Genomic DNA, 26,293 nt, shown 5'->3' with positions numbered 1-26,293 from the left:
AAAAAGTTAGACTGTTATTTAAAGGATTGTTTTCGATATTGTATCGGACTCAGTCCTTTTAATTTTAGTTGAATCCGTCGATGATTATAGTAATCTAAATAATCTCTGACAGCATCAACTATCTCTTCTCTACTGTTAAATTCTCGACCATAAAAACATTCTGTTTTTAATCGCCCAAAGAAACTTTCTATTGCGGCGTTATCTAAGCAATTCCTTTTTCTCGATATACTTTGAATGATGCCATGTTCAGCCAAGATTCGACGATAAGCTACCATTTGATATTGCCATCCCTGGTCTGAATGTAAAATGACACCACAAGCTTTATTTAATCCTTTGACGGCTTGCATTAATATGTCCTCTACTTGCGCCCAGTTGGGAATAGCTGAGATTATATTGCGATCACCCCTATCGTGCTTCGATAGGTTGTAAATTTCTTGCTTTTTCTTGACCGCACTTGAAGCCCAAGTGTCTGCATTAAACGTTGAACTTTTTTATGATTCACGCCTGGCAAGCAGGCATGAACACGTCGGTAGCCATAATCAGGATGATTGGCTTTGATGCGTTGAATGGTCTTTTTCAACAACTCATTCTTATCCAGTTTAATCTGAAGTTTCGCAAAAAACGTACTACGCACTAACTGTGCAAAGCTTAAAAGCCATTTTAACGGATAGCGTGTCCTTAACCTTTGGATAATTTCCGTTGTTCGGCTTCATCCTGAAGTCTGAGCCTTCTCAACTCCTTTAGGTAGGCTACCTCCGCTTCAAGCTGTAAAATTCTCAAACGTAAACGGTCTTCTTCAGTTTTGGGTGGCGGTGGCATTTTTGCATATTTGGGTTTCATCGGTGGTCGTCCTGATGGTTTACGGGGAATAAGTCCTTTTTTATGCCACTTTTTTCAAACCGTTCCAAGCATGTCCTGACTAGGGCGTTGGAAGAAATATTGTAAAAACGCGCAGCTTCTCTGATACTCATTTTTCGATTCAGAATAGGTTGAAGAACCTGTAATTTAAATTCGATTGTGTAGTGTTTACCCATAAAAAATCTGCACCTCAATTGTTGGTTTGTTGAGTCCAACTTTTGGGGTGCAGATCACTTTTAAATTTATCGCTCTCTTAATGCCTGTTTCATTCGTGTAATCGGTTTAGTTAGATATTGAAACACAGTTTTCTCACCAGTTTTGACATCCACTGTTGCAACCATTCCAGGAATAATTGGCATTTCGTTACCATTTTTGTCGACGAGATTGCTACCTGAAGTTTGTACTAAAATTCGATAATATACGTTATTCATATTTAGTTTTAATTCACTTGCATTACGTTTTTCATCGCTTAGTGTATCTGGACTAATCAATGTGACTTTACCCTCTAATCCACCGTAAATAGCATAATCGTAAGCCGTTAACTTGACTACTGCAGGTAATCCAGGTCGAATAAATGCCACATCGTTAGGTCTAATATAAGCTTCAACTAGTAAATTATCCTCAATAGGGACAATTTCAAGAATATCTTGTCCAGCACTTACAACACCACCAATAGTATTAATGCGGATGTTTTTTACAATCCCTTTCATTGGAGCTCGAATTTGTGAACGTTCGACAGGATCTGCTCGCATGGCCATATTCTCTTTGGCTTGCGCTAGCTCGGCTTCCGTTTTTACTAATTCGTTACTTGCATCAGTAGTATAACGATTTTGGCGTTCGGTAATTTGCACGGACAAATCATGTGAATCTCGTTGCATTCTTAATAATTCAACTTGTGACATTACTCCACGTTTTACCATAGGCGTTGTAATTGCAATTTGTTGGTCTAATGCTGCTTTACTTTTCTGTAGTCCTGAAACTTGCTCTTCCATTGCTCGGCGACGAGAGCCATAGGCGGCTTCTTCACGTTTTTTTAGTTCATCAGAAATATGCTCAGGAAAGGTCAGTTTTGTGTTATATGCTTCAGCTTGTAAACGTGCGACCATTGCTTCTAAATGTTCTACTTTGGCTTTGCTTTCACGTAAAATTGCAGAACTTCGAGTATCATCTAGTTTCAGTAAAATTTGTCCTTTCTCTACAGTATCACCTTCTTTTACTAACATTTGTTGAATAGTACCAGGATCTAGACTTTGTACGATTTGTTCACGACTACTTGGGATTATGCGTCCTTGTCCTTGCGCCACTTCTTCAAGCGGGCTGAAATAAGCCCAAATGATAAAAACAACCATGAAAGACAAAAACAGGCTAATAATTGCAAAATAACCGGTGTGTTTCTCGGATTGTAAAGCTGCACTTAAATCATTAATCAGCTTTAAATCTTCTTTATTAATTTTTTCTTGTGGCTGATTTGACATATTATTTACTCTTCTCTTCTTGTTTTTTAACTGCATTTTTCGGCGTATTATTTTCATTAGGTGAAGTCTGAGCTGGTGTGGCTTGATTATGACGAGCCTCATTTTCTTGTAATCTAGCAATCACAGCATCACGTGGTCCATCCATCACTACGCGACCATTGTCTACAACAACTACTCTGTTTACCATAGGTAATACTTGTAGTCGATGTGTCACAACAACAACGGTTTTATCTCTTGCCCATTGAGCTAAAACATTTAGGGCTTGGCGTTCTGTTTGTTCATCTAATCCCGTTGTAGGCTCATCAAGTAATACCACTCTAGGATGTCTTAAAGTTAAACGAGCTAATGAAACGATCTGTTTTTGTCCCCCAGAAAGACCTAACCCATCCTCTCCTAATGGCATATCTAATCCTTTTGGATGATTTCTGACTAATTGATCGAGATGGAAATTTCGTAATGCAGCAAGTAATTCTTGATCAGTAGAATATCCATCCATTCGAGCCAAATCTAAATTTTCACGCAATGTACCAAGGAATAAACGAGGTGATTGATTGAGTAATGTCACTTTATCTCGCAAGAAATTTGGATCAATTTGGCGAGTATCAACATCGTCTAACAAAATATTTCCGCCTGTTGGTTCATATAGGCCGCCAGCTAATTTTAATAACGTACTTTTTCCGCTACCAATTCGTCCAAGAATAGCTACTTTTTCGCCTGGTCGAATCGTTAAATTTAAATTGGCAATAGCCGGTTGCGTATCTTCATTGTATTGAAATACAACATTTTTAAATGTAAGCTGACCTTGTACTTGGGTCAGTGTAACGTAAGAACGTTCAGGGCTACGTTCAATAGGTCTTTCAACAATTGCATTGACACCTTTTAGCGCATTTTTTGCCTGTTGGAAACGAATAGCCAATCCAGCTACTCGACCCAATGATGAGAGTGCTCGACCAGAAAGAATAACTGAGGCAATCACGGCCCCCATTGTAATTCGAGCTTCAACGACATCATCATGAATTAAGTAGGTCCCTAAGAGCACTAACCCCACTGTATTCAGTTGCTGTAATCCAACTGTAAGGTTAGACACAAACTCATTAATTTCCTTTACTTTCATTGAACTAGTTGCGGTTAACGCATTTAATCGATCCCAACGTTGCTGGGCCCAGTTCGTTGCATTATTTACTTTTAATGTTTCAATGCCTTCCACTGCTTCGACAGCTAAACCTTGCCGCTGTGAACTTTCTCTCATACTCTCATTGATACGTTTTGCTAAAACGGGCTGAACAGCAAAAGAAACAATTAATACTAAAGTACAAATCACCGCAGGTACGATTGCCAATTTTCCCCCAATAATAAACATTACAAAAAGGAATAATAATAAAAATGGCGCGTCTACCAATACTAGTAAGCTGGCACTTGTCATAAATTCACGTACAGCTTCGAAATCTCTAAGATTATTAGCATAAGAACCGGATGAAATCGGGCGTTCAATCAGACGTAATGCCATTACTCGTCTGAATAGTGCAGAACTGATTATCAAATCTGCTTTTTTGCCTGCAATATCGGTTAAATGGGACCGTATCATTTTAGCGATAAACTCGAAGAGAATGGCGAGAAATACACCGATACTCAATACCCATAATGTTGAATAGGCTTCATTAGGAATGACGCGGTCATACACATTCATTACATATAAGGAGCTAATTAACGCTAAAATATTAATTAAAAAGGAAGCGAGAATAACTTGATAATAATATTTTTTAAAACGAGCAATTACCTTCCAAAACCAGGCTTTGGGTAAATGATATTCAGGTAATTCTGAACGATGATCTGCAGTTAATTTAGGCTTTATAAACCAACAGAAGCCTAAATACTTTGACTCGAGATCTTTGTGAGATATTTCATGTGCTGGAGCATCACCCTGGCGAATAACGTAAGTGCGTTCTTCTCCGTGACCTTTTACGTCTGTAATAACTGCAGCTTCCTCATTATTGAGAATAATGATAGCAGGCATTGCAAGCGAAGGTATCTCTAAGAGTTTTCGACGAGAAATATGATTTTCGAACCCGTAACTACGTAAAACCTCACTTAAAGATTGAATATTGGCATTTAAATTTCGATCTCTAGCAACATTTGAGGCTAGCGCTTCTTCAGCAACCGGTTGATTAAGTAGTTTTGTTGCTATGGCTAAATGTTTGATAATTGAATTCATAAAATTTATTTACAATAATGATTGAACTTTAAAAATGATTAGTTGTATTGAAATCTGGCACTTTTGCCCATTTTGCTAAACTAGCTTTAGCAAGTAAGTAGGCGATTGCTGCATCACGATAATCATTTTGGGCCTCTACATAATTCGTTTCAGTTGAGGCTAACTCTGCATAAGAGTCTAATACTTCTAATAAGGTTCTATTGGAAATATAAAATTGTTGCTCATAGTCTTGGGCAACTTGAGTTTGGGTTGCAATCAATGATTTCGCAATTTTAGCTCGACGTTCACTTTGCTTCATATCAACTTTGGCGGTTTCGGCACGTTCTTTAATATCTCTTAGCATCTCATGTGAGCGAGCTTTAGCTGATAGTACAACTGCTCGGCTTTTTTCTGTAGCATAGTCTACAGGTTTATTATATAAATCCCAAGACATCGTTAACGCAATACTTCTATCTCGGCGAGTGGCGCTACCTTCCAAATTAATAGAAGGATATTTTGATGCTTTAGTTGCTTCTGAATCTGCTAAGGCACTATTATATTCAGCTTCTTGAGCTTTAAAACTAGGGTGATTATTAGCTTCCACATTATCGAATAAAGCGATTAATTGAGTTGAGTTTTGTTTATTAAATGGATCAACAATATCTTTTTCTGTGAGTTTCTTAGAGGTATATTTACTCAATTTACTTAAGTTGATGGATAAGATTTTTTCTAAATTTGCTTCTGTGGATTGCGCTTGTAAATAGCGAGATTGAGCTTGTGCAATTTCAGAACGACGACCTTCATCGTATTGATTGATTACTTTCAAATCTGCGATGAATTTTTCATGTCGACGGATATTTTTTTTGGCGATTGATATCGACTCTTTTGCGCGAAGTGCGGTTAAATAAAGCGTACTTATTGTATTTGCGAGTTCTTCCCGTGTTTCATAATATTTATATTGAAAATATTCCATTTTCGATTTATCTCGTTCAACTGCTGCTTGAATTCCACCCCAAGCATATAGATTTAAACGGGATCTTACGCCGACATCATCACGCATTTTAGAATTATTTGATGTATGTTGTTGGGCTAATACGTTTTGTCCCGTTAAGGATAGGGTTGGGTAATGACCTGCTTCTGATGCTTTCATATCATTGTAAGCACCCTCAGTATTTGCATTAGCTTCAGTTAACACAGGATCCTGTTGAAGCGAGAGTTGTAGGATCGAAGCTAAGTCTTCGGCAAATACAAGTTGTGATTGCAGTGCGCCAAACATTAGTAATGAGAAGATTTTATTACGTGTTAGTTTCATAGAATGGACTCTTCGCGGTAAGTATAAAAGACAGTCTGAGGATTATAGCTCAAATTAGTTCAGTGTGGATACTTTAAATGTAAATTATATGTAAATTTTCTGACTATTTAGCAATCAATATATTTATTTTTAGTGGCAGGAAAATAGCTGATTTCTTACTAGTATTTATATCAATAATGAATAGGAGAGAGGCAAGCCACAATTTTCACCTATAGTACAATCGGATAAGTTAAGGCCTTTAAACATGATGAGTATTTAAAGTGACTTAGGGTGACATCCATCTTCTTGCTTGCTGGTGATTTTTATATGGCTCGTAGCTAAAAAATTACTGATTCTTTTTGGTTTCAATTATTTTTAGTGTTTATTTATTTTAAGCTAATATGTTTTAGATAAGTTTTATATTCTTTAATTCCCAAGGCAAGTTGCATTGTTTATGCGAGAAATAGTATGAGCTTGATGTTTAAGTTGTTTTAATATTTTTTGTGCAGATGTTGTATCAACCTCTATGATTTGAGGATTAGATGTATTTGAAGTATCTATTGCGAAATAACGTATAGATTGTTTTGCTAGATTTACGTTTAAGTTTGTTCCTGGCTTCATTTCAACATAGTATGCTTCAATTGTGGTTGGTTTTGCACAAATTTCTGTCTTGGTAAAACCACCGACTTGAAGAGAAGAAAGGTATTCTCCATTTACTTTAATATTCACAGCAATAGAGTTTGAACCCGCATCAGTACGGAAAAATACTAAACCAGCATGATTTTCTTGTGGGTTAACATTCGCTGATTGATTATCAAAATTTGACCATTTTTCATTGCTTAATGTACAAGCAGCTAATATGGAGGCAGTAAAGACTGCAGTTAATAATTTAGAAAGTTTCATAGGTAGCTCCCAATGTAAATAATGATAATTACAGTCTGTAGTGACTAAAAATTGCACAGATATTGCTTGTGCTCGGCGCAAGATTCTACCTGAAATTTATAATAAAGGAAGGCTATTTATAGTTTTTTACATTTAATTTACAAAAAAATCTTAACTAATTGTTTTATAAGGCTTGATTATGAACGTAATCAAGCCAAAAGGTAAAGAGATAGTTCTTTTTTAAATCAATATTTGTTGATTATTTAATCACTGTAATTGACCATTTGGCATCATCAATTTGTTCGAAGTTTGTCACTTCATAGCCTTCTTCAGCAGCCCAAGCGGGAATGGCTTCAGTGGCTTGTGTACAGTCGAATTCAATTTCTAGGCCATCGCCTTTATTTAGCTTAGCCATGGCTTCCTTAGCTTCAACGAGAGGAAATGGGCAAACAAGGCCGAGTGTTGGTAATTTAACGATCATATAAACTCCTTATGATGCTTTTGCTAATTTTAAACGTTGTGGACGGATAATGGTGAAGTAGGCGGCCATCCAAGTGCCGAAAATCATCAATGGTAATGATACCCAACCTTGCCAAGAGAAAAAGGCGGTTTCGACTAAGCCATTACCGATAGAGCAGCCACCCGCAAGCGTTGCACCAATACCCATAAGAATACCGCCGAGTCCACTGCGTAGAATCGTAGTGGCATCTGGTACACGGACACGGAATTCATTGCTTGCTTTCGCGCCGATGAATGATCCAATAAAAATCCCTAAAACTAAGAATACGCCCCAGTTTATAAATTTACCGTCTCCAGTAACGAGGAATTGCATGATATTGGCTGATGGACCAGTGATCCCAAGTCCAAACTCACGACCCGTAGCGACACTGAGTGGCCAAGCGGCAAGCGCGATTAATCCGATTAACACGGCTGAGAAAAATGGGTGCCAGCGTTTTTCAAATAATAAGTGGGCAAGTCCCGTTTTCTTTGGTTTTAATGCCGCGACTTTTACGCTTGGTTTGCTGAGGTGTTTGTATACATAGAAAGCCGTCACTAAAGTTAATAATGCGACTAACCACCAAGGTGAAATGCCGAATGTATCGTAAATGTTGCGTTGCTCAATATTGATACTACGTAAAGTTTTATTGAATTCCCCTAATGGACCAGTACGCATGATGGCACTTAATAACATATAAGTGAATAACGCAACCCAACTGCCGACTAAGCCTTCTGCAGCGCGGTACCATGTACCTGTTGCACAACCGCCAGCAAGAACAATGCCGATACCAAATACAAAGGCACCGATAATCACCGCTAAAAAGGCAAAATTTTCAGCCGGATCGACATTTAATACACCGATTTCTTTTAAGAGGAAGAAACCGATAGATTGCACGGTAATCGCCAATAGAAGGGCTACAAACATTTTGTTATTTTTGGTGACATACATATCGCGAAATGCTCCGGTAATACAAAAGCGCCCACGCTGCATGACAAATCCGAGTAAAATTCCGCAAAGTAATCCGGTTAAAAGCATAAATATTCCTTCTCTTTTAGAACTAAGTAGGTCGGTATTTTCTAAAAAAATAAGAAGGTTGCGCCAATAACTTTTAGCTAGAAAATATGTTTTTTTGATATAAAAAAAGTGCGGTCAGAGATTTGTGTATTTTTTATTCACCAATTTTTGCTTTTTGTACCTTTTATCCCAGTATGTTAATTAGCATTTTTCATGTCTGTAATATGTGTAAAAGAGTTAGATTAAATACATTGCATAAAACTTATATACCTTTTAATATGTTGTAATAATTAATCTTCTTTCCTTTTCTTACTTGCATCTTATCTATGAAATTAATTGATAACGTAACATCACTGTTTGGTGATGATTTAAAAGCAAACCTGACGAGAACCACCAAGCTAAAAATAATGGCGTCGTATTTTTCAATTTATGCTTATTCAGCCTTAAAGGCTGAGTTAGAGAAAATTGAAGAACTACAATTCATCTTCACTTCCCCAACCTTCGTACCAGAAAAAGTTACTGAGCGTTTAAAGAAAGAGAAACGAGAGTTTATTATTCCTAAAAGTGACCGAGAGAATAGTCTATATGGCACAGAATATGAAATTCACTTGCGTAACAGATTAACTCAAAAAGCAATTGCGAGAGAATGTGCAGAATGGATTAAACGCAAAGTAACTTTCAAATCTAATATTAGTAATGGCGTGATGCAAGAATTTATAACGCTAAATGAAGTAGATAATACTGTTACTTATATGCCAATTCAGGGGTTTACCACGACGGGATTAGGATATGAAAAAGGCAAAGCTGTTTCAAATATGGTCAATGCTTTTTCTGAGCCTCATTCTCTCTCTTATTTACAACTTTTTGATCAAATATGGCATGATTCAGAGAAAGTTGAAGATATCACTAGTGAAATTATTCAGCATATTGAATCGGTATACCAAGAAAATTCGCCAGAACACATTTATTTTTTAATGCTCTATAACATTTTCAAAGATTTCTTAACGGATATTGATGAAGATGTTATGCCGAATGAAAAGACTGGATATCAAGAAACAGTTATTTGGAATAAATTATTCAATTTCCAAAAAGACGCGGTGAAGGGATTGATCAATAAATTAGAAAAATATAATGGTTGCGTATTAGCAGACAGTGTGGGGTTAGGTAAAACTTTTACTGCTTTAGCCGTCATCAAATATTACGAACTTCGTAATAAAAGTGTTCTTGTGCTTTGCCCTAAAAAATTAAATGATAACTGGACAACCTATAATACTAATGTGGTGACCAACATTTTAGCTAAAGACCGATTTAACTATGATGTGCTATTCCATACGGATTTATCTCGAGAGACGGGAACATCCAATGGCATTGATTTAGGCAAAGTAAACTGGGGAAACTATGATCTTGTAGTGATTGATGAATCACACAACTTCCGCAATAGAGACACGTTCAAAGATCGAGAAACCCGTTATCAAAAGTTAATGGATAAAGTGATTCGCCAAGGCGTTAAAACTAAAGTATTAATGCTCTCTGCAACGCCAGTAAATAATCGTTTCAATGATTTAAAAAATCAGCTTGCTTTAGCTTATGAAGGAAATTCTTCACTATTGAATGAAAAGCTAGATACAGAAAGAGACATTGATACAATTTTTGCTAGGGCTCAAGCTAGTTTTAACCGCTGGGCTAAACTTCCCGCAGAACAACGTACAACACAAGAAATTCTAAACTTACTGGATTTTGATTTTTTCAAGTTATTAGATAGTGTGACGATTGCTCGTTCTCGTAAACATATTCAAACCTTTTATGATACAAAAGATATTGGGCAATTCCCAACCCGTCGAATGCCAATTTCCCATAGACGACCAATTTCGAAAGCGACACAAATTTCATTAGAAGATATTTTTAAACAGCTCACCTCATTAAATATGGCAGTGTATGCCCCAATGAGTTATATCTTCCCAAGTGCAATGGAGAAATACGAGGACTTATTTGATACGGTTGTTAACAACAATAGTCGTTTTAAACAAGTTGACCGTGAAAAAAGTTTACAATCATTAATGACGGTAAACTTACTCAAACGTTTAGAAAGTTCAGTGCATTCATTTCGTTTAACGCTTAATGTGTTAAAAGATAAAATTGAAAATGCACTTAAGCAGATTGCATCGTTTGAACAAAAACAGCTAAATGATGACTTTATTCTTGATGATTATAGTGAAAATGAGTTTGACGATGATGAATACATCGGTAAGACTTTGAAAATCAATCTAAAAGATATGGATGTTATCAGTTGGCGAACATCACTCGTTTTAGATTTAGATATCGTGAATGAATTGCTGTCGGTCGTAAATCCAATAACACCTGAGTATGATGATAAATTGCAGCACTTAAAAGAGCAAATTATCCAGAAAATTCACCACCCAATAAATAAAGATAATAAGAAAATCATTATTTTTACTGCATTTGCAGATACGGCAGATTATCTCTACCAACAACTTTCTGGTGATTTACTTACTCGCTTTGGCATTCATAGTGCAAAAATTACAGGCTCAAATAATCTTTCAACGATTAAAACACAACCTAATAGTAAGCACACTTATGATATGCAAGGGCTATTGACCTTATTTTCACCTATTTCAAAACAAAAAGCGGATGTATTCCCAAATGAGAGTCGAGAAATTGATATTTTAATTGCAACTGACTGTATTTCTGAAGGACAAAACTTACAAGATTGTGACTATTTAATTAACTTTGATATTCACTGGAATCCAGTTCGTATTATTCAGCGATTTGGGCGTATTGACCGTATTGGCTCGCAAAATAGTGAGATTCAATTGGTAAACTATTGGCCTGATATTAGTTTGGATGAATATATCAATTTGCGAGAACGGGTTGAAAATCGCATGATTATAGTTGATATGACTAGTACAGGCGATGATAACGTACTCACGGCTAAATCGAATGATATTGCTTACCGTAAAGAACAATTACAACGATTGCAAACTGAGGTATTAGATTTAGAAGAGACCAATGCAGGGGTATCTATCACCGATCTTGGGCTAAATGATTTTAGAATAGATTTGTTGAATTATATGGAACACAATCCTGAACTTGCTCGTTTGCCAAATGGCTTGCATACAGTTGTACCGGCAATGCCACAACTTGGTTTGTATGCAGGTGTGATTTTTACCTTAAAATCACGCGCTTTTAGCGCTGAACAGATGAATCAAAATCGCTTGTATCCGTATTATTTAGTGTACATTCAACAAGATGGTACTATTGTGTACGATTATACCAAAGCAAAACATCTATTGGATTTAGCCCGCCTTGCTTGTCGAGATAAATCTATACCCATTCCAACGGCTTATGAGCCATTTAATCGGAAAACCAAAGATGGTCGAGAGATGAAGCGTTATTCTGAACTATTAGATACGGTAATTGAAAATATTCGCAATGTGAAAGCGGAAAAAAACATTGATAGCCTATTTAATGGTTTAAACACGACGGCATTAATTGACGATATTCAAAGCTTAAGTGATTTTGAATTGATCAGCTTTATTGTCATTGAGGATGCAGTATGATTTATCAATATCCTGCTCGCACACTGGTAGATAAGCTTATTCCAAAATCAAAGTTTTACTCTGAAGGTGGTGCAAACACTCGAGTTGAACGCTTGTTCATTGAACAAATAGAAAGTATTTATTGGGCAAATAAACTTTCTTCTGCCACAATGAATATTGAATCGCAAGAAGATCTACGTGAAGTGCAGATTTTTTCTGTTAATGCACGAGTAGAAATGCTTGATATAGAAATTTTCCGTTACATTGATAAACTGATTCCTAGTCCAATTATCTTTGAAGTGTATTTTCAAGATAAGGTTAAAGTGATAGCTGCTTATAAACGTTTAAATCAAGCTGATAAAAGCAAGGTTGTGATTGGTGATTATTTTCAAACTGAATGGTTGCCGATTGAACGCCAAGATTTACCTTTATTTCTCCGCTTAAGTGAGCTTTATGAGTTTTTAATTAGTCAGTTATTGCCGAATCAAACCAATGCTTCCTCATTAGCAGATAAAATGAGGTTAAATCAAGAAATAGCCCAGCTTGAAACGCGTATAAAACAGCTCGAACAGCAACTCAAACGTGAAAAACAATTTAATCGTAAGGCCGAACTCAATATCAACTTACTAAAATTGCGAGATGAATACACCCAATTAACTTCCTCATCTAAGGATAACCTATGTCAGATTTAAAAATGCATACCGCCAATTTAGTGGCAAAAAATATCGAAAAATTGACCGCTCTTTTCCCAAATTGCATTACAGAAACTCGTAATGAGCAAGGAGAAATCATCAAAGGCGTGGATTTTGATTTATTACGACAAGAGCTTTCTGAGGTGTTAGTGGAAGGAGAGCAAGAACGTTACACGCTAAACTGGGTGGGTAAGAAAGAATCGATTCTTGCGGCCAATGCCCCAATTGCGAAGACGCTACGACCTTGTCGTGAAGAGAGTGTAAATTTTGATACCACAGAAAATCTCTTTATTGAAGGGGATAATTTAGATGCCTTAAAACTATTGCAGGAAAATTATCTTGGCAAAGTGAAGATGGTTTATATCGATCCACCGTACAACACGGGGAAGGATTTTATCTATAACGATGATTTTGCCGAAAATGCAGAGGAGTTTTTAATTCGTTCTAATCAAATAGATGAGGATGGGAATCGGCTAATTGCTAATACGGAAAGTAATGGACGATTTCATTCTGATTGGTTGTCTATGATGTATAGCCGTTTAAGATTAGCCCGTAATTTATTAACCGATGATGGTGTTATTTTTATTTCTATTGATGATAACGAACAGGCTAATTTAAAACGTATATGTGATGAAATTTTTGGTGAAAAAAATTTTATAGCTTCATTACCTAGACAAACCTCCGCCCAAAGACCTTCTCAAGAAAAATATATTTCAATAACACATGACTATGTGTTGATATATAGCCGTAACAAGAATTATGACTTTAAAAACGTTATACGAAGAGATTTGTCTAATATTCAAACTGATAAAAATGGCACCTTTATTGAAGGCGATACTAGTCCAATTTTAGCTTCTTCTACACAGGGGTATTCTGCAGGAGGTGATTATGATGTAGAGTTTAATGGGAAAATATACCAACCTATTGATAAAAAAGGAAATAGACGGCGTTGGCTATGGACAGAAGAAAGAATGAAAAAAGCTATAGAATTAGGGATAGTGATTGAAACTAAAACAACATTAAGAGTTAGAAATTATATTGATAAAGAATTTCAAGTAGGCACAAATTTATTAATCAACAAAGATCCAAATCTGATTTTAACAACTAATGACCTAATGAATTCATTATTTGTTAATCAAAAAGGAACATCTTCTTTAGAAGAATTAGGTTTAGAGGTTTTTTTTGATTTTTCAAAACCAATTAATTTATTAAATATTTTGCTCAGATTAATTACTGATGAACGTGATATTATTCTAGACTTTTTCGCAGGATCTGCCACAACAGCTCACGCAGTACTGCAACTTAATGCTGAAGAGCATGGTAATCGTCGTTTTATTATGGTGCAATTGCCTGAAAAAACAGATGAAAAATCGGAAGCTCTTAAATCGGGTTTTGCTAATATCGCTGATATTTCAAAAGAACGTATCCGCCGGGCAGGGGCAAAAATTCAAGCTGAAAATTCAGATAAGCAAATTGATATTGGATTCCGAGTGCTAAAAATTGATTCAAGCAATATGAAAGACATCTATTATCAGCCTGAACAATATAATAAAACCATGCTTGACCAAATGGTTTCGCATATTAAAGAAGACCGTTCTGCAGAGGATTTATTGTTCCAAGTGATGTTAGATTGGGGCATTGAGCTTTCATTGCCAATTGAGCGTAAAACCATTGATGGTAGCGAAGTTTATTTCGTAGCAGGTAATACATTAGTCGCATGCTTTGATAAATTCACTATGAATGTTGTGGATGAAATTGCAAAGGTTAAACCGCTACGCGTGGTTTCAACCGAATTAGCCATCATGCATGATCAAGATAAAACTAATATCAAAGAACGCTTTAAACAATTATCGCCTGATACTGAAGTGAAATTCTTATAAGAGATAGCAAAATGGATATTAAATTTAGAACGCTTAATTATCAGTTAGCTGCCACACAAGCAGTGGTAAATTGCTTTGTAGGTCAGTCGAAATCAGATGGCAATCGTTATATGTTGGATAAAGGGAGACGTAAGGCGAATAATTCTCTGCAGATTGATTTTATAAATGATCAACAAGGCGAAACCTATACTGATATAGCCTTTGGTAATGCGCCGATTCAAGATATGGATCGGGTATTAAGCAATGTACAAGAACAGCAGCTAGCAGCCGGCTTGACTCGCTCTGAAACTTTAGTTGTTGATGATAATGGAAAAGGTAAAAACCTGACCTCTAGCCAGTTAAACTTAAATATCGAAATGGAAACTGGAACAGGAAAGACTTATTGCTACATTCGCACGATGTTTGAGTTGAATAAGCAATATGGGTGGTCTAAGTTTATTATTGTAGTGCCGAGTATTGCGATTCGTGAAGGGGTTTATAAAAGCTTGGAAATGATGGCAGATCATTTTCATCAAATTTATCAGAAAAAAGCGCGCTTCTTTATTTATGATTCAAAGGCCTTACACCATTTAGAAAGTTTTAGTGCTGATGGTGGCATTAATGTCATGGTGATTAATGTGCAAGCCTTTAATGCTACAGGTAAAGATGCACGCCGTATTTATGAAAAATTGGACGAATTTCAGTCTCGTCGTCCAATTGATGTGATCAGTAAAAATAGACCCATTCTGATTTTAGATGAACCGCAGAAAATGCAAGCGGATAAAACGTTGGAGTCTTTAGCAAATTTTAAACCGCTCTTTATTTTGCGTTATTCAGCAACTCATAAACGTGATTACAATTTGGTTTATCGTTTAGATGCTTTGGATGCTTATAATCAAAAATTAGTTAAAAAAATCACGGTAAAAGGCATTGAAGTACAAGGTTTAACAGGAACAAATGGTTACCTGTATTTGCAGAGTATTGAACTTTCCAAACAAGCTCCCGTTGCTTATTTAGAACTGGAGGTGAAAACGAAAAATGGCTTTTCTCGCAAAATCAGGAAAGTCAAAAAAGGCGATGATTTATATGTGTTATCAAATAATAGCACTCAATATTCAGATCGTTATGTGATCACTGATATTAATGGCCTTAACAACACGGTGGAGTTTGCTAATGGTTTAACGTTAGGTGTGTTGGAAGCATATGGAAGTGTCGATGAGAAATTAAAACGAACGATTCAAATTCGGGAAACTATTCGTTCTCATTTACAAAAAGAGCAGGAATTGTTTGCTAAAGGGATTAAAGTATTAAGTTTATTCTTTATTGATGAGGTTGCTAAATATCGTCAATATGATGAAAATAATAATGTGATTGACGGTGAATATGTTGAGATTTTTAAACAACAATATGAGCAAGTAGTTGATGAATTCATTGAAAAGTATTTAGAGGATTCACCTTATATTCAACATTTGAAAAATATTGATGTAAATAAAACCCATAATGGCTATTTCTCGATTGATAAGAAATCAAAGCGTTTAGTTGATCCTGATATGAAAGATAAAAATTCAGAATCAGCACCAATTTCAAACGATAGTGATGCTTATGATTTGATTTTAAAAGACAAAGAGCGTTTGTTATCTTTTGATGAGCCAACTCGTTTTATTTTCTCGCACTCTGCGCTACGTGAGGGTTGGGATAATCCGAATGTATTTACCATTTGTACGTTAAAACACTCGGATAATACGATTTCTCGTCGTCAAGAAGTGGGACGAGGTTTACGTTTAGCGGTAAATAAAGATGGTGAACGTATGGATGCAATACGTTTTGGTGAAAATAGTCAGGTAATTCATCAAATTAATAATTTAACCGTTGTTACGGATGAAAGTTATAAAGATTTTATAACGAGTTTACAGAAAGAAATGTTGGAGTCACTTTCTAGTCGTCCAACACAAGCTACCGAAGCGTTCTTTAAGGGGAAACAGATTGTTTTAATTAATGGCGATAAGCGAGAGATCACTGATCAGGAAGCGAGAAAAATTTATAAGTATTTATTGAGAAATGATTATATCGATGATAATGATCATATTGTTGAAAAATATCATCAAGATAAAGCGAATGATGTATTAGCTCCATTAGATTCAGCATTAGAAGATATAGCACCTCAAGTCTTTAAACTAATTGATAGTGTGCTTGATCGTTCATTATTAAACGATATGGTAGATGATGGTAGTAAACGCGTAACCAATTCGTTAAATGATAACTTTAATCGTGCAGAATTTAAGGCTTTATGGAAGAAAATCAATCAGAAAGCAAGCTATCAAATTCAATTAGACAGTAAGAAGTTAATTCAAGATAGCATTGCACAAATTCAACAAGCATCTAAAGAGCGTAATGATAAATTTGTCGAAACATTAAGTTATAAATTGGCTACAGGTTCGCAAAAAGATGAAATGCGACATCATGATCTAGAAGTTCGAGAAACATTCGGTACATATGAGACGAAAACAGAACAAGCGAGTATTTCTGCGTATTCTCAAGTGAGATATGATCTTGTTGGTGATATTGCTGAAAATACACAATTAACTCGTAAAACAGTGGTGGAAATTTTAAAAGGGATTAGTTCTGTTATTTTCAATCAGTTCAAAAATAACCCTGAAGCTTTTATTCGTGAAGTGAGTCAAATAATTAATTCTCAACAAGCAAGTATGGCATTACAACATTTAAATTATCAACTTTTGGGTTCTGGTTATCCTGATAGTGAGATATTTACAACTAATTTAGTTGCTAATGATGCCTATAAAACGAAAAATCATATTTGGGATTACGTCACCACAGATTCAAAAGTAGAAGAAACTTTCGCGAAAGAACTTGATGCAGCTAAAGAAGTACTAGTCTACGCTAAGTTGCCAGATAACTTTAAAATCCCAACACCATTTGGTAGTTATAATCCCGATTGGGCAATTGCTTTTGATACAGCTTTAGTAAAAGAAATCTATTTTGTTGCTGAAACTAAAGGTTCTATTTTAAGTGAAGATTTAAAACTTAAAGAACGCAATAAAATCGAAAGTGCTAAGAGATTTTTTGAAACTTTAAATGCTCAGTCGTTAGGGAATGATAAAGTGCAATATAAGGTTGTTTCAAATATTGATGAATTAATGAGGGTAGTTCTAGGTAAGCAATAGAAGATAAGGCCATCTGTATGATGGCTTTATTATTGAGCTTCAAATAAGGGAAGAAGATGCTCTTAAGTTAGAATTACATTTTAGAGTATTTATTTCATGCTCAATAAGTAAAAAGCCATAATAAAAAAACTTATTGAGTTAAATTCAATGTTAAGGGCAGGGTTTGCTGACCATTATTTCAATCACTTGGCGATCGATGTGCTGCATACTCTTAGAGGCAATCGAGCATAGATTGTCGATAGTGCGATCGAGATCATGTTCAACGATACCTTCATTGCCCGTAACATGGGTTTCATCCATTGCCATAAGTACTGATTTATAACCAGAAGCCACGCTGGTGGATACTTTCATTGCACAGCTATTGGATGCGCCATCGCAGATGATTCCGCTGATGTCACCAATCATGCTGCAAATTCCCATGCTCACGGTTTCAAATTTGCCCGTAAGCAAATAGGCAATGCCTGCACAGCTCCCCATAGAGGCAGTTGTTACCGCACAAAGGGCAGATAGTTTGGGTAATTTACTGTGGATATAAATGGCCATTAAGTGTGACAAGAAGAGCGCACGGAGGCATTTTTCTTCACTCACGTTTAAATAATCTGCGACCACAACCACGGGCATAGTGGCGGCAATACCTTGATTGCCTGAACCAGAATTGGTCATTGCTGGCAATGTAGCCCCACCCATACGGGCATCGGAGGCTGCAGTGGTTTCGATCATAATTTTGCTGAGCAAATCGTCTGACATTAAACCGCTACCGACTTGTTTGCGTAATGTTCTGCCAATGTGTAAACCGTAATTTTCGCGCAATCCTTCGTTAGACAGCGCGCGGTTGAGCGCGGCAGCTTGTCCGATAAAACGGATTTTATCGAGCTCAACTTCACAAGAAAATTCAAAAATTTCACGTGCACTCACCTGTTTGAAAATATCATAGGGATCGCAATCCGCACGTTCATCGTGTTCTTTCTCAAAAACAACTTCGCCATTTTTTTCAATTAAAATGATATTGGTGTGTTGATCTTGAATCGCTACTTTCACTCGGTCATTATCCGCAAACAACACCGCTTCAGAATATAAAATATGCTCGGTTTGATGAATATCCACATTAACGAGTTTTTTATCAAGCATTGCCTTGGCTTGGGAAACTTGCTCTGGTGTGATGTGTTTTAATACTTCTAACTCACCCTCTGGGTCGCCGCCTAAAGCACCAATCGCCGCGGCAATAGGCAAGCCCACCATGCCCGTTCCCGGTACCGCAACACCTAAACCATTTTTCATTAAGTTTGGCGATACCTTAGCTTCAATACGTTCAGGTGTTTTGCTTAAATATTTAGCCGCAGTTGCTGCAGCAAGCGCTAAAGAGATAGGTTCAGTACAGCCAAGTGCCGGAACCACATCACGTTCCACAAGGTGAAGTAATGGTTTTTCGATTTCGTTGAGTCTTTCTTGATTCATAAAATTCTTTTAATTTATTAAATACTGTCTTCTTTCTCTATGACTAATATGCGCGTTTCGCCTTGTGGGTGAGCAACATGTTCGGTACCAATACCCGCATAAAAAATATCACCCGCATGGAGCAATACGGCTTTCTCTAGGCCCTCTTCTTTGTAGTGCATTTCCACCGTACCATCCATAACAGCAAAGACTTCTTCACCGTCATTGATATGCCATTTGTAAGGTTTGTCTGTCCAGTGAAGACGCACGGAAATGCCATTCATATTGGTAATATCAAGGGCTCCCCAAGCGCGTTCAGCCGTAAATAGGTGACTTCTAATAACTTTATTCATGACTAAATTTGTTAGTGAGCCTCATCCCAGTTTGTACCTTGACCCACATCTACAATCAATGGCACCACTAAATCAGCCGCGCTTTCCATTTGTGTTTTGATGAGCTCGCTATAAAACGCGACTTTTTCTGACCGCACTTCAAACACCAATTCATCGTGCACTTGCATAATCATCTCAATATCGGGATCGTTTTGTAGTTTTTGATCCAATTGAATCATGGCACGTTTGATAATGTCTGCGGCTGTGCCTTGCATTGGTGCATTGATCGCGACACGTTCGGCGGCTTTACGGCGCATACCATTAGAAGAGTTAATATCTGGCAGATATAAACGACGGCCGAATAGGGTTTCTACATAGCCTTGGGCTTTGGCTTTTTCGCGAATATCGTGCATAAAAGTTTGTACGCCAGGATAGCGTTTGAAATATAAATCCATATAGCTCTGAGCATCGGCACGGCCAATGCTGAGTTGGCGCGATAAGCCAAAGGCAGACATACCATAAATTAAACCGAAGTTAATTGCCTTAGCATTGCGGCGTTGTTCGGACGTTACTTCATCCAGTGCGACACCAAAGATTTCTGCTGCGGTAGAGCGGTGAATATCTTTGCCTTGGGTAAAGGCGTTAATTAAGCCTTGATCCTGTGATAGGTGCGCCATAATGCGCAGCTCGATTTGTGAATAGTCGGCTGCCACAATAGTAAAGCCTTCGCGGGCGATAAAAGCTTGACGAATACGACGGCCTTCTTCATTACGAATCGGAATGTTTTGCAGATTCGGATCGCTTGATGAAAGACGACCTGTGGCTGTCACCGCTTGATGGTAGGAAGTATGCACTCGACCCGTTTGTGGATTCACCATTTGCGGTAATTTGTCAGTGTAGGTGGATTTTAGTTTGCTTAGCCCTCGATGTTCTACCAATACTTTCGGTAATTCATGACTAAATGCCAGTTCCTCCAACACTTCCTCGTTGGTGGATGGTGCACCTTTTGGTGTTTTTTGAATAACCGGCAAACCTAATTTATCAAACAAAATTTCCTGTAATTGTTTGGTTGAGGCCAAATTAAATGGCTGCCCAGCCAAGACATAGGCCTGTTCTTCTAACTCACTTAAACGGTTAGCGATTTCATTAGATTGTAGGAATAGTGCATCGCTATCAATTAAAACACCTCGACGTTCCATACGGGATAGTACGCCTAACAATGGCAATTCCATTTCTTTAAAGAGTTTTTCCAGAGTGGGTTCTTTAGAGAGTTTTTTCCATAGCACTTGTTGCAGTTTCATTGTCACATCAGCATCTTCCGCCGCGTACTCAGCGGCTTGTTCCAACGGAATTTGGTTAAAGGTCAGCTGATTTTTACCTTTGCCTGCAATCTCTTCAAAACTGATGGTTTGATGTCCTAAATAACGTTTTGCCAGATCGTCCATATTATGACGACCGGTACTGTTGAGCACATAGGACTCCAACATGGTATCGAAAGCCACACCTTGCACATTAATGCCATTACGGGCAAAGATGGTGAGATCGTATTTGAAGTTTTGCCCAACTTTTTGAATAGCAGGATTTTCTAAAACCGGTTTTAACAACGTAAGTGCGGTTGTTTTTTCGAGAGTTTTTGGTGCACCTAAATAATCTAATTGTAGCGCTAAATAAGCGGCTTCACCGTTTTCTAATGCAAAGGAAATACCGACCAAGTTGGCGTCCATATAATCTAAATTATCGGTTTCAGTATCTAGCGCAAAAAGTTTGGCTTGATTGAGTTTTTCCACCCAACGATTTAAATCGGCTTCGGTGAGCAAGGTTTCATAACGGCTACGATCAATTTGAATTGCCGGCAATGCTTCATCGCTATTGTCTTGAGTGAGCGCAGGCGTAGCTTGATAGTGATTAATCTTGGTCGGTTGTTCGTTGTTATTGGTGATGGAATCAGCGCCATTCATCACTTCATTGAGCCAACGTTTAAATTCATAACGGCCGAAATATTCGGTAAGTTGATCGTTATTGCTTGCACCAAGAGTGAGTTGCTCTGGCGTAATATCGAGGGCGACATCGGTTTTGATCGTGGCAAGGCGATAGGATAAATCGGCCATTTCTTTTTCAGCCAATAATTTATCACCTAATTTTTTTGCCCCACGAATTGGTAATTCAGCCACTTTGTCTAAGTTGGCATAAATTTCTGCCATGCTGCCGATACCCTGCAAGAGGCCAAGTGCGGTTTTTTCACCCACACCCGCTACGCCTGGAATATTATCGGCGCTATCGCCCATTAGCGCTAAGTAATCGATGATGAGTTCTGGTGGAATACCGTATTTTTCAATCACGGCATCGCGATCCAATAAGGTATTATTCATGGTGTTGATCAACATAATGTTGTCATCCACTAGCTGTGCCATGTCTTTATCGCCGGTGCTGATTAAGACTTTTTGATTGTCTTTGGAAGCCGCTACCGCTAAGGTACCAATGACATCGTCAGCCTCCACGCCTTCAATGACTAAAAGAGGAATGCCAAGGGCGCGGATAATATCGTGTAACGGCTGAATTTGTTTACGCAGATCGTCTGGCATCGGTGGACGATGGGATTTATATTGTTCAAACATTTCATCACGGAAAGTTTTGCCTTTTGCATCAAAGACTACCGCAATATGGCTCGGTTGCACTTGCGAAATCAGGCTTTTGAGCATATTTAATACACCGTACATGGCACCAGTCGGCTCGCCAGCAGAATTGGTGAGTGGCGGAAAAGCATGAAAAGCACGATATAAATAAGATGAACCGTCCACTAGGACTAATGGATTAGGAGCAATAGTTGGCATAAATATTCCGTTCAAAAATAATGAAAAGTGTCGCATTATAGCCTAAATTGGGAAATGGGGCGAACATATAAAGTACGGTTAATTAAATGTAAAAAGTATGACGAAGGCATTTGGCTATGGCATAATAGGTATACTTAAATATTCAACATAAGGGAATAGCATGTCATTAAAACTGGTTGAAGTTGTTGTATTAGGGCAAGTGTTGCGCTTGAATGTCCCTGCAGAACAAGAGGAGATTTTGCGTCAGGCTGCACGTAGTTTAGATCTCCAAGTATCTGAAATGAAAGAGCGTACAGGTTTATTGCAATTAGATCGTGTGCTTTCTATTGTTGCCTTGAATTTAAGTTTTGAATTAACCCAAGAAAAGAATAAAAATGCCCAGATTGAAAACGTGTTATGTACGCGAATTCAGCAGTTAGATCATTCTTTAGAGAATGCATTAGGTGGGCGCCTTATAGTCGATTAAATAAAAAAGAACCGCATGTTGAAAGTGCGGTTCTTTTTTATGTATTTTTAATCGGGCGTGTAATAGAGTTTACCAATTTCAATTTTTTGTCGCCCTGTTTCTTCACGCCATTTATTGCTGTCTCGTAAAGAATAAACGCAGCCACAATATTCTTGCTGATAAAAACGTTCACGCTTACTGATTTCGATCATACGTTGCGATCCGCCAGCTTTACGCCAGTTGTAATCCCAATAAATCACATCATCATATTTTTCAGCTGCTCGGTGACCGCAACCATTGATTTGATCCATGTCTTTCCAGCGAGAAATACCAAGGCAACTAGTAAACACAGGGAAACCATGTTCATGAGCATATTCAGCGGCTTTTTCAAAACGCATATCAAAACACATGGTGCAACGGATGCCACGTTCAGGTTCCCATTCCATGCCTTTTGCGCGATCAAACCATTGTTGGCGATCGTAGTCAGCATCAATAAATGGAATGCCGAATTTTTGGGCAAAACGGATGTTTTCTTCTTTACGAATTAAATATTCTTTTAATGGATGAATATTCGGGTTGTAAAAATAAATCGTAAATTCAATACCCGAGGCCAAAATGGCTTCCATCACTTCACCTGAGCAAGGCGCGCAGCAAGAGTGGAGAAGTAACTTATTATGTCCTTCAGGTAATTCGAGTTTTTCACGAATAAAAGGCGCATTGGGATCCTTGCGCACTTTTTGTTTACGCGGTTTTTGAAATTTAGGTTGAGAATCGGCCGCACTTTGCGGTTGAATTTGTTCTTCAGTCATATTAATAAGTTCGGTCTACCGATAAATAAGCCAGTGAAATTAAGGCTTTTTTGTATTCGCTTTCAGGTAATAAGGCAATGGCATTAACTGCTTTTTGGGCTTCTTGTTTTGCACGAACCATCGCATAATCAAGGGATTTATGTTCAGCCATAATTGCAAGCACGTCATCGATAGCATCACGTTTTCCGCCTTGTTCAATGGCTTCACGAATAAGTGCGGCTTGTTGTGGATTACCATGACGCATTGCGTGTAATAAAGGAAGCGTCGGTTTACCTTCGGCGAGGTCGTCACCCACATTTTTGCCTAATGCGGCAGCGTTTGCGCTGTAATCTAACACATCATCTACTAATTGGAATGCGGTGCCAAGATAGCGACCATATTCTTGAAATGCGCTTTCAATTGATTTTTCAGCTCCCGCAACAATCGCCACAGATTGTGCCGCCACTTCAAATAAACGTGCTGTTTTACTATAAATCACACGCATATAGCTTTCTTCCGTGGTATCGGGATCATTCACATTCATCAATTGTTGAACTTCACCTTCTGCCAACACGTTGGTAGCGTCAGCCATAATTCGAAGAATATCTAGCGATTGTAGCTGTGCCACTAACTGGAATGCACGAGTATAAATGAAGTCGCCTACTAATACGCTAGCCGCATTACCAAAGGCCGCATTTGCTGTTGCGCGGCCGCGACGCATATCAGACTCATCCACCACATCATCGTGTAATAAAGAAGCAGTGTGAATAAATTCCACAAAGGTGGCGCAAGTGGCCACTTTATCGCTTTCGTAGCCTAATGCACGAGCGGCTAAAACCGCAATAAGTGGTCGGATGCGTTTTCCGCCACCTTGTACAATATAAAAACCAAGCTGATTAACCATCGGCACATCGGAGTTAATTTGTGCTAGAATAGCTCGGTCTACTTTCTGCATATCCGCATCAGTTAATGCTTGAATGGCATGCATATCCATTAAATCTTGTTTGTTCATCTTCATTTGGTTCGATGGTTGTATATGAAAAAGGAAAGTTTGGTGGATTTTACCTGATTTTTCAGGGTTTCTGAAATTAAACTCGAGGGAAAGCACTTTTTTTTATTTTATTGCAAATAAGTGCTTGCGATCGAGCTGTTTTTTCCGTAGAATTTGCGACCTATTTATATGAATTTTGAAGTGCGGACCGAAAAATAGTAACGGAGAAGCATAATTATAGCGGAGTATTTATGTACGCAGTTTTCCAAAGTGGCGGTAAACAACACCGTGTGAGCGAAGGTCAAGTGGTTCGTTTAGAAAAACTTGAACTTGCAACTGGCGCAACAGTTGAGTTCGACTCAGTGTTGATGGTCGTTAATGGTGAAGATGTTAAAATTGGTGCACCAGTAGTAGCTGGTGCGAAAGTAGTGGCTGAAGTTGTGGCACAAGGTCGTGGCGATAAAGTTAAAATCGTTAAGTTCCGTCGTCGTAAACACAGCCGTAAACAACAAGGTCATCGTCAGTGGTTCACGGAAGTGAAAATCACTGGGATTCAAGCATAATTTCAGAGGAGATCAAGTAGATGGCAACTAAAAAAGCTGGTGGTTCAACTCGTAACGGTCGTGATTCTGAAGCTAAACGCCTTGGTGTTAAACGTTTCGGTGGCGAATCTGTATTAGCAGGTAGCATCATTGTACGTCAACGTGGTACTAAGTTCCACGCAGGTAACAACGTAGGTATGGGTCGTGACCACACCTTATTTGCTACCGCTGACGGTAAAGTAAAATTTGAAGTGAAAGGCGAGAAAAGCCGTAAATACGTAAGTATTGTAACTGAATAATTTTACATCTGATTTGATAAACGCCCAGCATTATCTGTGGGGCGTTTTCTTTGTTTTCTTACCTGTGATTTACAATCATTAATCAAATCTGTTATCTTGGCACTGTCATTCATTCTCTTCAATATTTTTTAGAATGAAATTTACCTGAATTCCTAACTGTGCTTTAGCCAAATAAAGGAAGACATCATGAAACAACAACCTCTTTTAGGATTTCTATTTGCTTTAATTACAGCGATGGCATGGGGATCTTTACCTATTGCGTTAAAACAGGTTCTATCAGTGATGACGCCACAAACGATCGTGTGGTATCGCTTTATTGTGGCATTTCTAGCACTCTTTATTTTGCTTGCTTATAAGAAAAAATTGCCACAATTTTTGAAAGGCGGTCAATTTATTTGGTTGGTAGTAATTGGTGTCATAGGGTTGTCTGGCAACTTCTTCTTATTTAATAGCTCACTTAAGTTTATCGATCCTTCTTCAGCTCAAATTTTTATTCACTTTTCCTCTTTTGGCATGTTGATTTGCGGTCTTTTTGTCTTTAAAGAAAAGCTCGGATTACACCAAAAAATCGGTTTAGCCTTATTACTTGTAGGATTAGTACTTTTCTTCAATGATAAGCTAGGTGGGTTTCAAGGGGAAAGCCGCTATTTAACGGGGGTATTATTAAGTCTAGCGGGCTCGTTAATTTGGGTCGCTTATGGTATGGCACAAAAATTAATGCTTCGCCGTTTTAGTTCGCCACAGATTTTATTAATGATTTATTTCGGTTGTCTTTTGGTATTTACGCCTGTTGCTGAATTTTCCCAAGTGAGAGAGCTCAGTCCGTTAGCATTTGGTTGTTTGGCTTATTGTTGCTTAAATACCTTATTTGGTTATGGCGCGTATGCCGAAGCCCTTAATCGCTGGGAGGTTTCTAAAGTCAGTGTTGTGATTACCTTAGTACCACTATTTACCATTTTATTTGCTCATCTTGCGCATTATGCGAGCCCTGATAATTTTGCCGCGCCAGAATTAAATATGATTAGCTATATCGGGGCGTTTGTTGTAGTATGCGGAGCAATTTTGTCGGCAATCGGACATAAGTTATTACCGCAATCAAAGTAAAGTGCGGTTAAATATTGGAGAGTTTTT

General features: G+C 37.7%; 21 protein-coding genes and 2 pseudogenes. 8 read left to right on the top strand and 15 right to left on the bottom strand.

What is annotated here, in order from left to right:
* Window positions 1-14: 14 nt before the first annotated feature.
* The 10 genes and pseudogenes from QQS40_RS11260 to QQS40_RS00650 form a co-directional block, all read right to left on the bottom strand.
* Window positions 15-191: pseudogene (locus QQS40_RS11260) on the bottom strand (IS3 family transposase); the annotation flags it as partial.
* Window positions 192-266: 75 nt separating this feature from the next.
* Window positions 267-347, bottom strand: a pseudogene (locus QQS40_RS11255) (hypothetical protein); the annotation flags it as partial.
* A 41-nt stretch (window positions 348-388) separates the two neighbouring features.
* Entirely contained in the window at window positions 389-634 is a 246-nt protein-coding gene (locus QQS40_RS00685) for an IS3 family transposase (protein WP_329505531.1), read from the bottom strand.
* A 44-nt stretch (window positions 635-678) separates the two neighbouring features.
* Window positions 679-840: a hypothetical protein gene (locus tag QQS40_RS00680; RefSeq protein WP_216364015.1), complete on the bottom strand. Its 162-nt coding sequence runs from the start codon at window positions 838-840 to the stop codon at window positions 679-681.
* A 260-nt stretch (window positions 841-1,100) separates the two neighbouring features.
* Complete coding sequence (locus tag QQS40_RS00675; RefSeq protein ID WP_128786934.1) at window positions 1,101-2,333, bottom strand: HlyD family type I secretion periplasmic adaptor subunit; 1,233 nt, start codon at window positions 2,331-2,333, stop codon at window positions 1,101-1,103.
* A 1-nt stretch (window position 2,334) separates the two neighbouring features.
* Window positions 2,335-4,545: a type I secretion system permease/ATPase gene (locus QQS40_RS00670; RefSeq protein ID WP_128786935.1), complete on the bottom strand. Its 2,211-nt coding sequence runs from the start codon at window positions 4,543-4,545 to the stop codon at window positions 2,335-2,337.
* A gap of 28 nt (window positions 4,546-4,573) precedes the next feature.
* Complete coding sequence (locus tag QQS40_RS00665) at window positions 4,574-5,836, bottom strand: TolC family protein (RefSeq protein WP_049355849.1); 1,263 nt, start codon at window positions 5,834-5,836, stop codon at window positions 4,574-4,576.
* Between the two features lie 405 nt (window positions 5,837-6,241).
* Window positions 6,242-6,718 carry a hypothetical protein gene (locus QQS40_RS00660; RefSeq protein ID WP_049355847.1) on the bottom strand — a complete coding sequence of 159 codons (477 nt, stop codon included), beginning with the start codon at window positions 6,716-6,718 and terminating at the stop codon, window positions 6,242-6,244.
* Between the two features lie 238 nt (window positions 6,719-6,956).
* On the bottom strand, window positions 6,957-7,178 hold the full coding sequence (locus QQS40_RS00655) for a sulfurtransferase TusA family protein (RefSeq protein WP_005631077.1): 222 nt from the start codon (window positions 7,176-7,178) through the stop codon (window positions 6,957-6,959).
* Window positions 7,179-7,187: 9 nt separating this feature from the next.
* Window positions 7,188-8,231, bottom strand: a complete 1,044-nt coding sequence (locus tag QQS40_RS00650) for a YeeE/YedE thiosulfate transporter family protein (protein WP_329505524.1) — start codon at window positions 8,229-8,231, stop codon at window positions 7,188-7,190.
* Window positions 8,232-8,536: 305 nt separating this feature from the next.
* Between QQS40_RS00650 and QQS40_RS00645 the strand changes: the two genes are divergently transcribed.
* The 4 genes from QQS40_RS00645 to QQS40_RS00630 are packed head-to-tail and all read left to right on the top strand — an operon-like array spanning window position 8,537 to window position 17,500.
* Entirely contained in the window at window positions 8,537-11,788 is a 3,252-nt protein-coding gene (locus tag QQS40_RS00645) for a helicase-related protein (RefSeq protein WP_329505522.1), read from the top strand.
* On the top strand, window positions 11,785-12,459 hold the full coding sequence (locus QQS40_RS00640; RefSeq protein WP_329505520.1) for a DUF4391 domain-containing protein: 675 nt from the start codon (window positions 11,785-11,787) through the stop codon (window positions 12,457-12,459). The genes QQS40_RS00645 and QQS40_RS00640 overlap by 4 nt, the downstream gene beginning before the upstream one ends.
* Entirely contained in the window at window positions 12,447-14,339 is a 1,893-nt protein-coding gene (locus QQS40_RS00635) for a site-specific DNA-methyltransferase (RefSeq protein WP_329505518.1), read from the top strand. The genes QQS40_RS00640 and QQS40_RS00635 overlap by 13 nt, the downstream gene beginning before the upstream one ends.
* An 11-nt stretch (window positions 14,340-14,350) precedes the next feature.
* Entirely contained in the window at window positions 14,351-17,500 is a 3,150-nt protein-coding gene (locus QQS40_RS00630) for a type III restriction-modification system endonuclease (RefSeq protein WP_329505516.1), read from the top strand.
* Window positions 17,501-17,650: 150 nt separating this feature from the next.
* Here the strand turns inward: QQS40_RS00630 and QQS40_RS00625 are convergent, their stop codons facing one another.
* The 3 genes from QQS40_RS00625 to polA are packed head-to-tail and all read right to left on the bottom strand — an operon-like array spanning window position 17,651 to window position 22,097.
* Window positions 17,651-18,955, bottom strand: a complete 1,305-nt coding sequence (locus QQS40_RS00625) for an L-cysteine desulfidase family protein (protein WP_329505514.1) — start codon at window positions 18,953-18,955, stop codon at window positions 17,651-17,653.
* Window positions 18,956-18,972: 17 nt separating this feature from the next.
* Window positions 18,973-19,287: a cupin domain-containing protein gene (locus QQS40_RS00620; protein ID WP_329505512.1), complete on the bottom strand. Its 315-nt coding sequence runs from the start codon at window positions 19,285-19,287 to the stop codon at window positions 18,973-18,975.
* 11 nt (window positions 19,288-19,298) lie between these two features.
* Entirely contained in the window at window positions 19,299-22,097 is a 2,799-nt protein-coding gene (polA, locus tag QQS40_RS00615) for a DNA polymerase I (protein ID WP_329505510.1), read from the bottom strand.
* Between the two features lie 160 nt (window positions 22,098-22,257).
* Between polA and QQS40_RS00610 the strand changes: the two genes are divergently transcribed.
* Window positions 22,258-22,563 (top strand): cell division protein ZapA, encoded by a 306-nt coding sequence (locus tag QQS40_RS00610; protein WP_289901476.1) that lies wholly within the window; start codon window positions 22,258-22,260, stop codon window positions 22,561-22,563.
* A 47-nt stretch (window positions 22,564-22,610) separates the two neighbouring features.
* On the opposite strand, the gene QQS40_RS00605 is transcribed toward QQS40_RS00610, so the two are convergent.
* Both QQS40_RS00605 and ispB read right to left on the bottom strand, forming a co-directional pair.
* Window positions 22,611-23,351 carry an epoxyqueuosine reductase QueH gene (locus QQS40_RS00605; RefSeq protein ID WP_329505508.1) on the bottom strand — a complete coding sequence of 247 codons (741 nt, stop codon included), beginning with the start codon at window positions 23,349-23,351 and terminating at the stop codon, window positions 22,611-22,613.
* Window position 23,352: 1 nt separating this feature from the next.
* Complete coding sequence (gene ispB / locus QQS40_RS00600) at window positions 23,353-24,342, bottom strand: octaprenyl diphosphate synthase (RefSeq protein ID WP_128787987.1); 990 nt, start codon at window positions 24,340-24,342, stop codon at window positions 23,353-23,355.
* Between the two features lie 230 nt (window positions 24,343-24,572).
* On the opposite strand from ispB, the gene rplU reads away from it, so the two are divergent.
* The 3 genes from rplU (at window position 24,573) to QQS40_RS00585 (ending at window position 26,266) form a co-directional block, all read left to right on the top strand.
* Window positions 24,573-24,884: a 50S ribosomal protein L21 gene (rplU, locus tag QQS40_RS00595; protein ID WP_005695431.1), complete on the top strand. Its 312-nt coding sequence runs from the start codon at window positions 24,573-24,575 to the stop codon at window positions 24,882-24,884.
* Between the two features lie 20 nt (window positions 24,885-24,904).
* The gene (rpmA, locus tag QQS40_RS00590; protein ID WP_005539872.1) at window positions 24,905-25,162 is read left to right on the top strand and encodes a 50S ribosomal protein L27; all 258 of its coding nucleotides are present in this window, start codon (window positions 24,905-24,907) and stop codon (window positions 25,160-25,162) included.
* A gap of 186 nt (window positions 25,163-25,348) precedes the next feature.
* The gene (locus QQS40_RS00585) at window positions 25,349-26,266 is read left to right on the top strand and encodes a DMT family transporter (protein WP_289901472.1); all 918 of its coding nucleotides are present in this window, start codon (window positions 25,349-25,351) and stop codon (window positions 26,264-26,266) included.
* Window positions 26,267-26,293: the final 27 nt, after the last annotated feature.

The organism is Haemophilus parainfluenzae, from assembly GCF_036288925.1.
GTDB lineage: Bacteria > Pseudomonadota > Gammaproteobacteria > Enterobacterales > Pasteurellaceae > Haemophilus_D.
The sequence above is the reverse complement of the archived record's forward strand: the minus strand, read 5'-3'. Positions and strand labels throughout refer to the sequence as shown.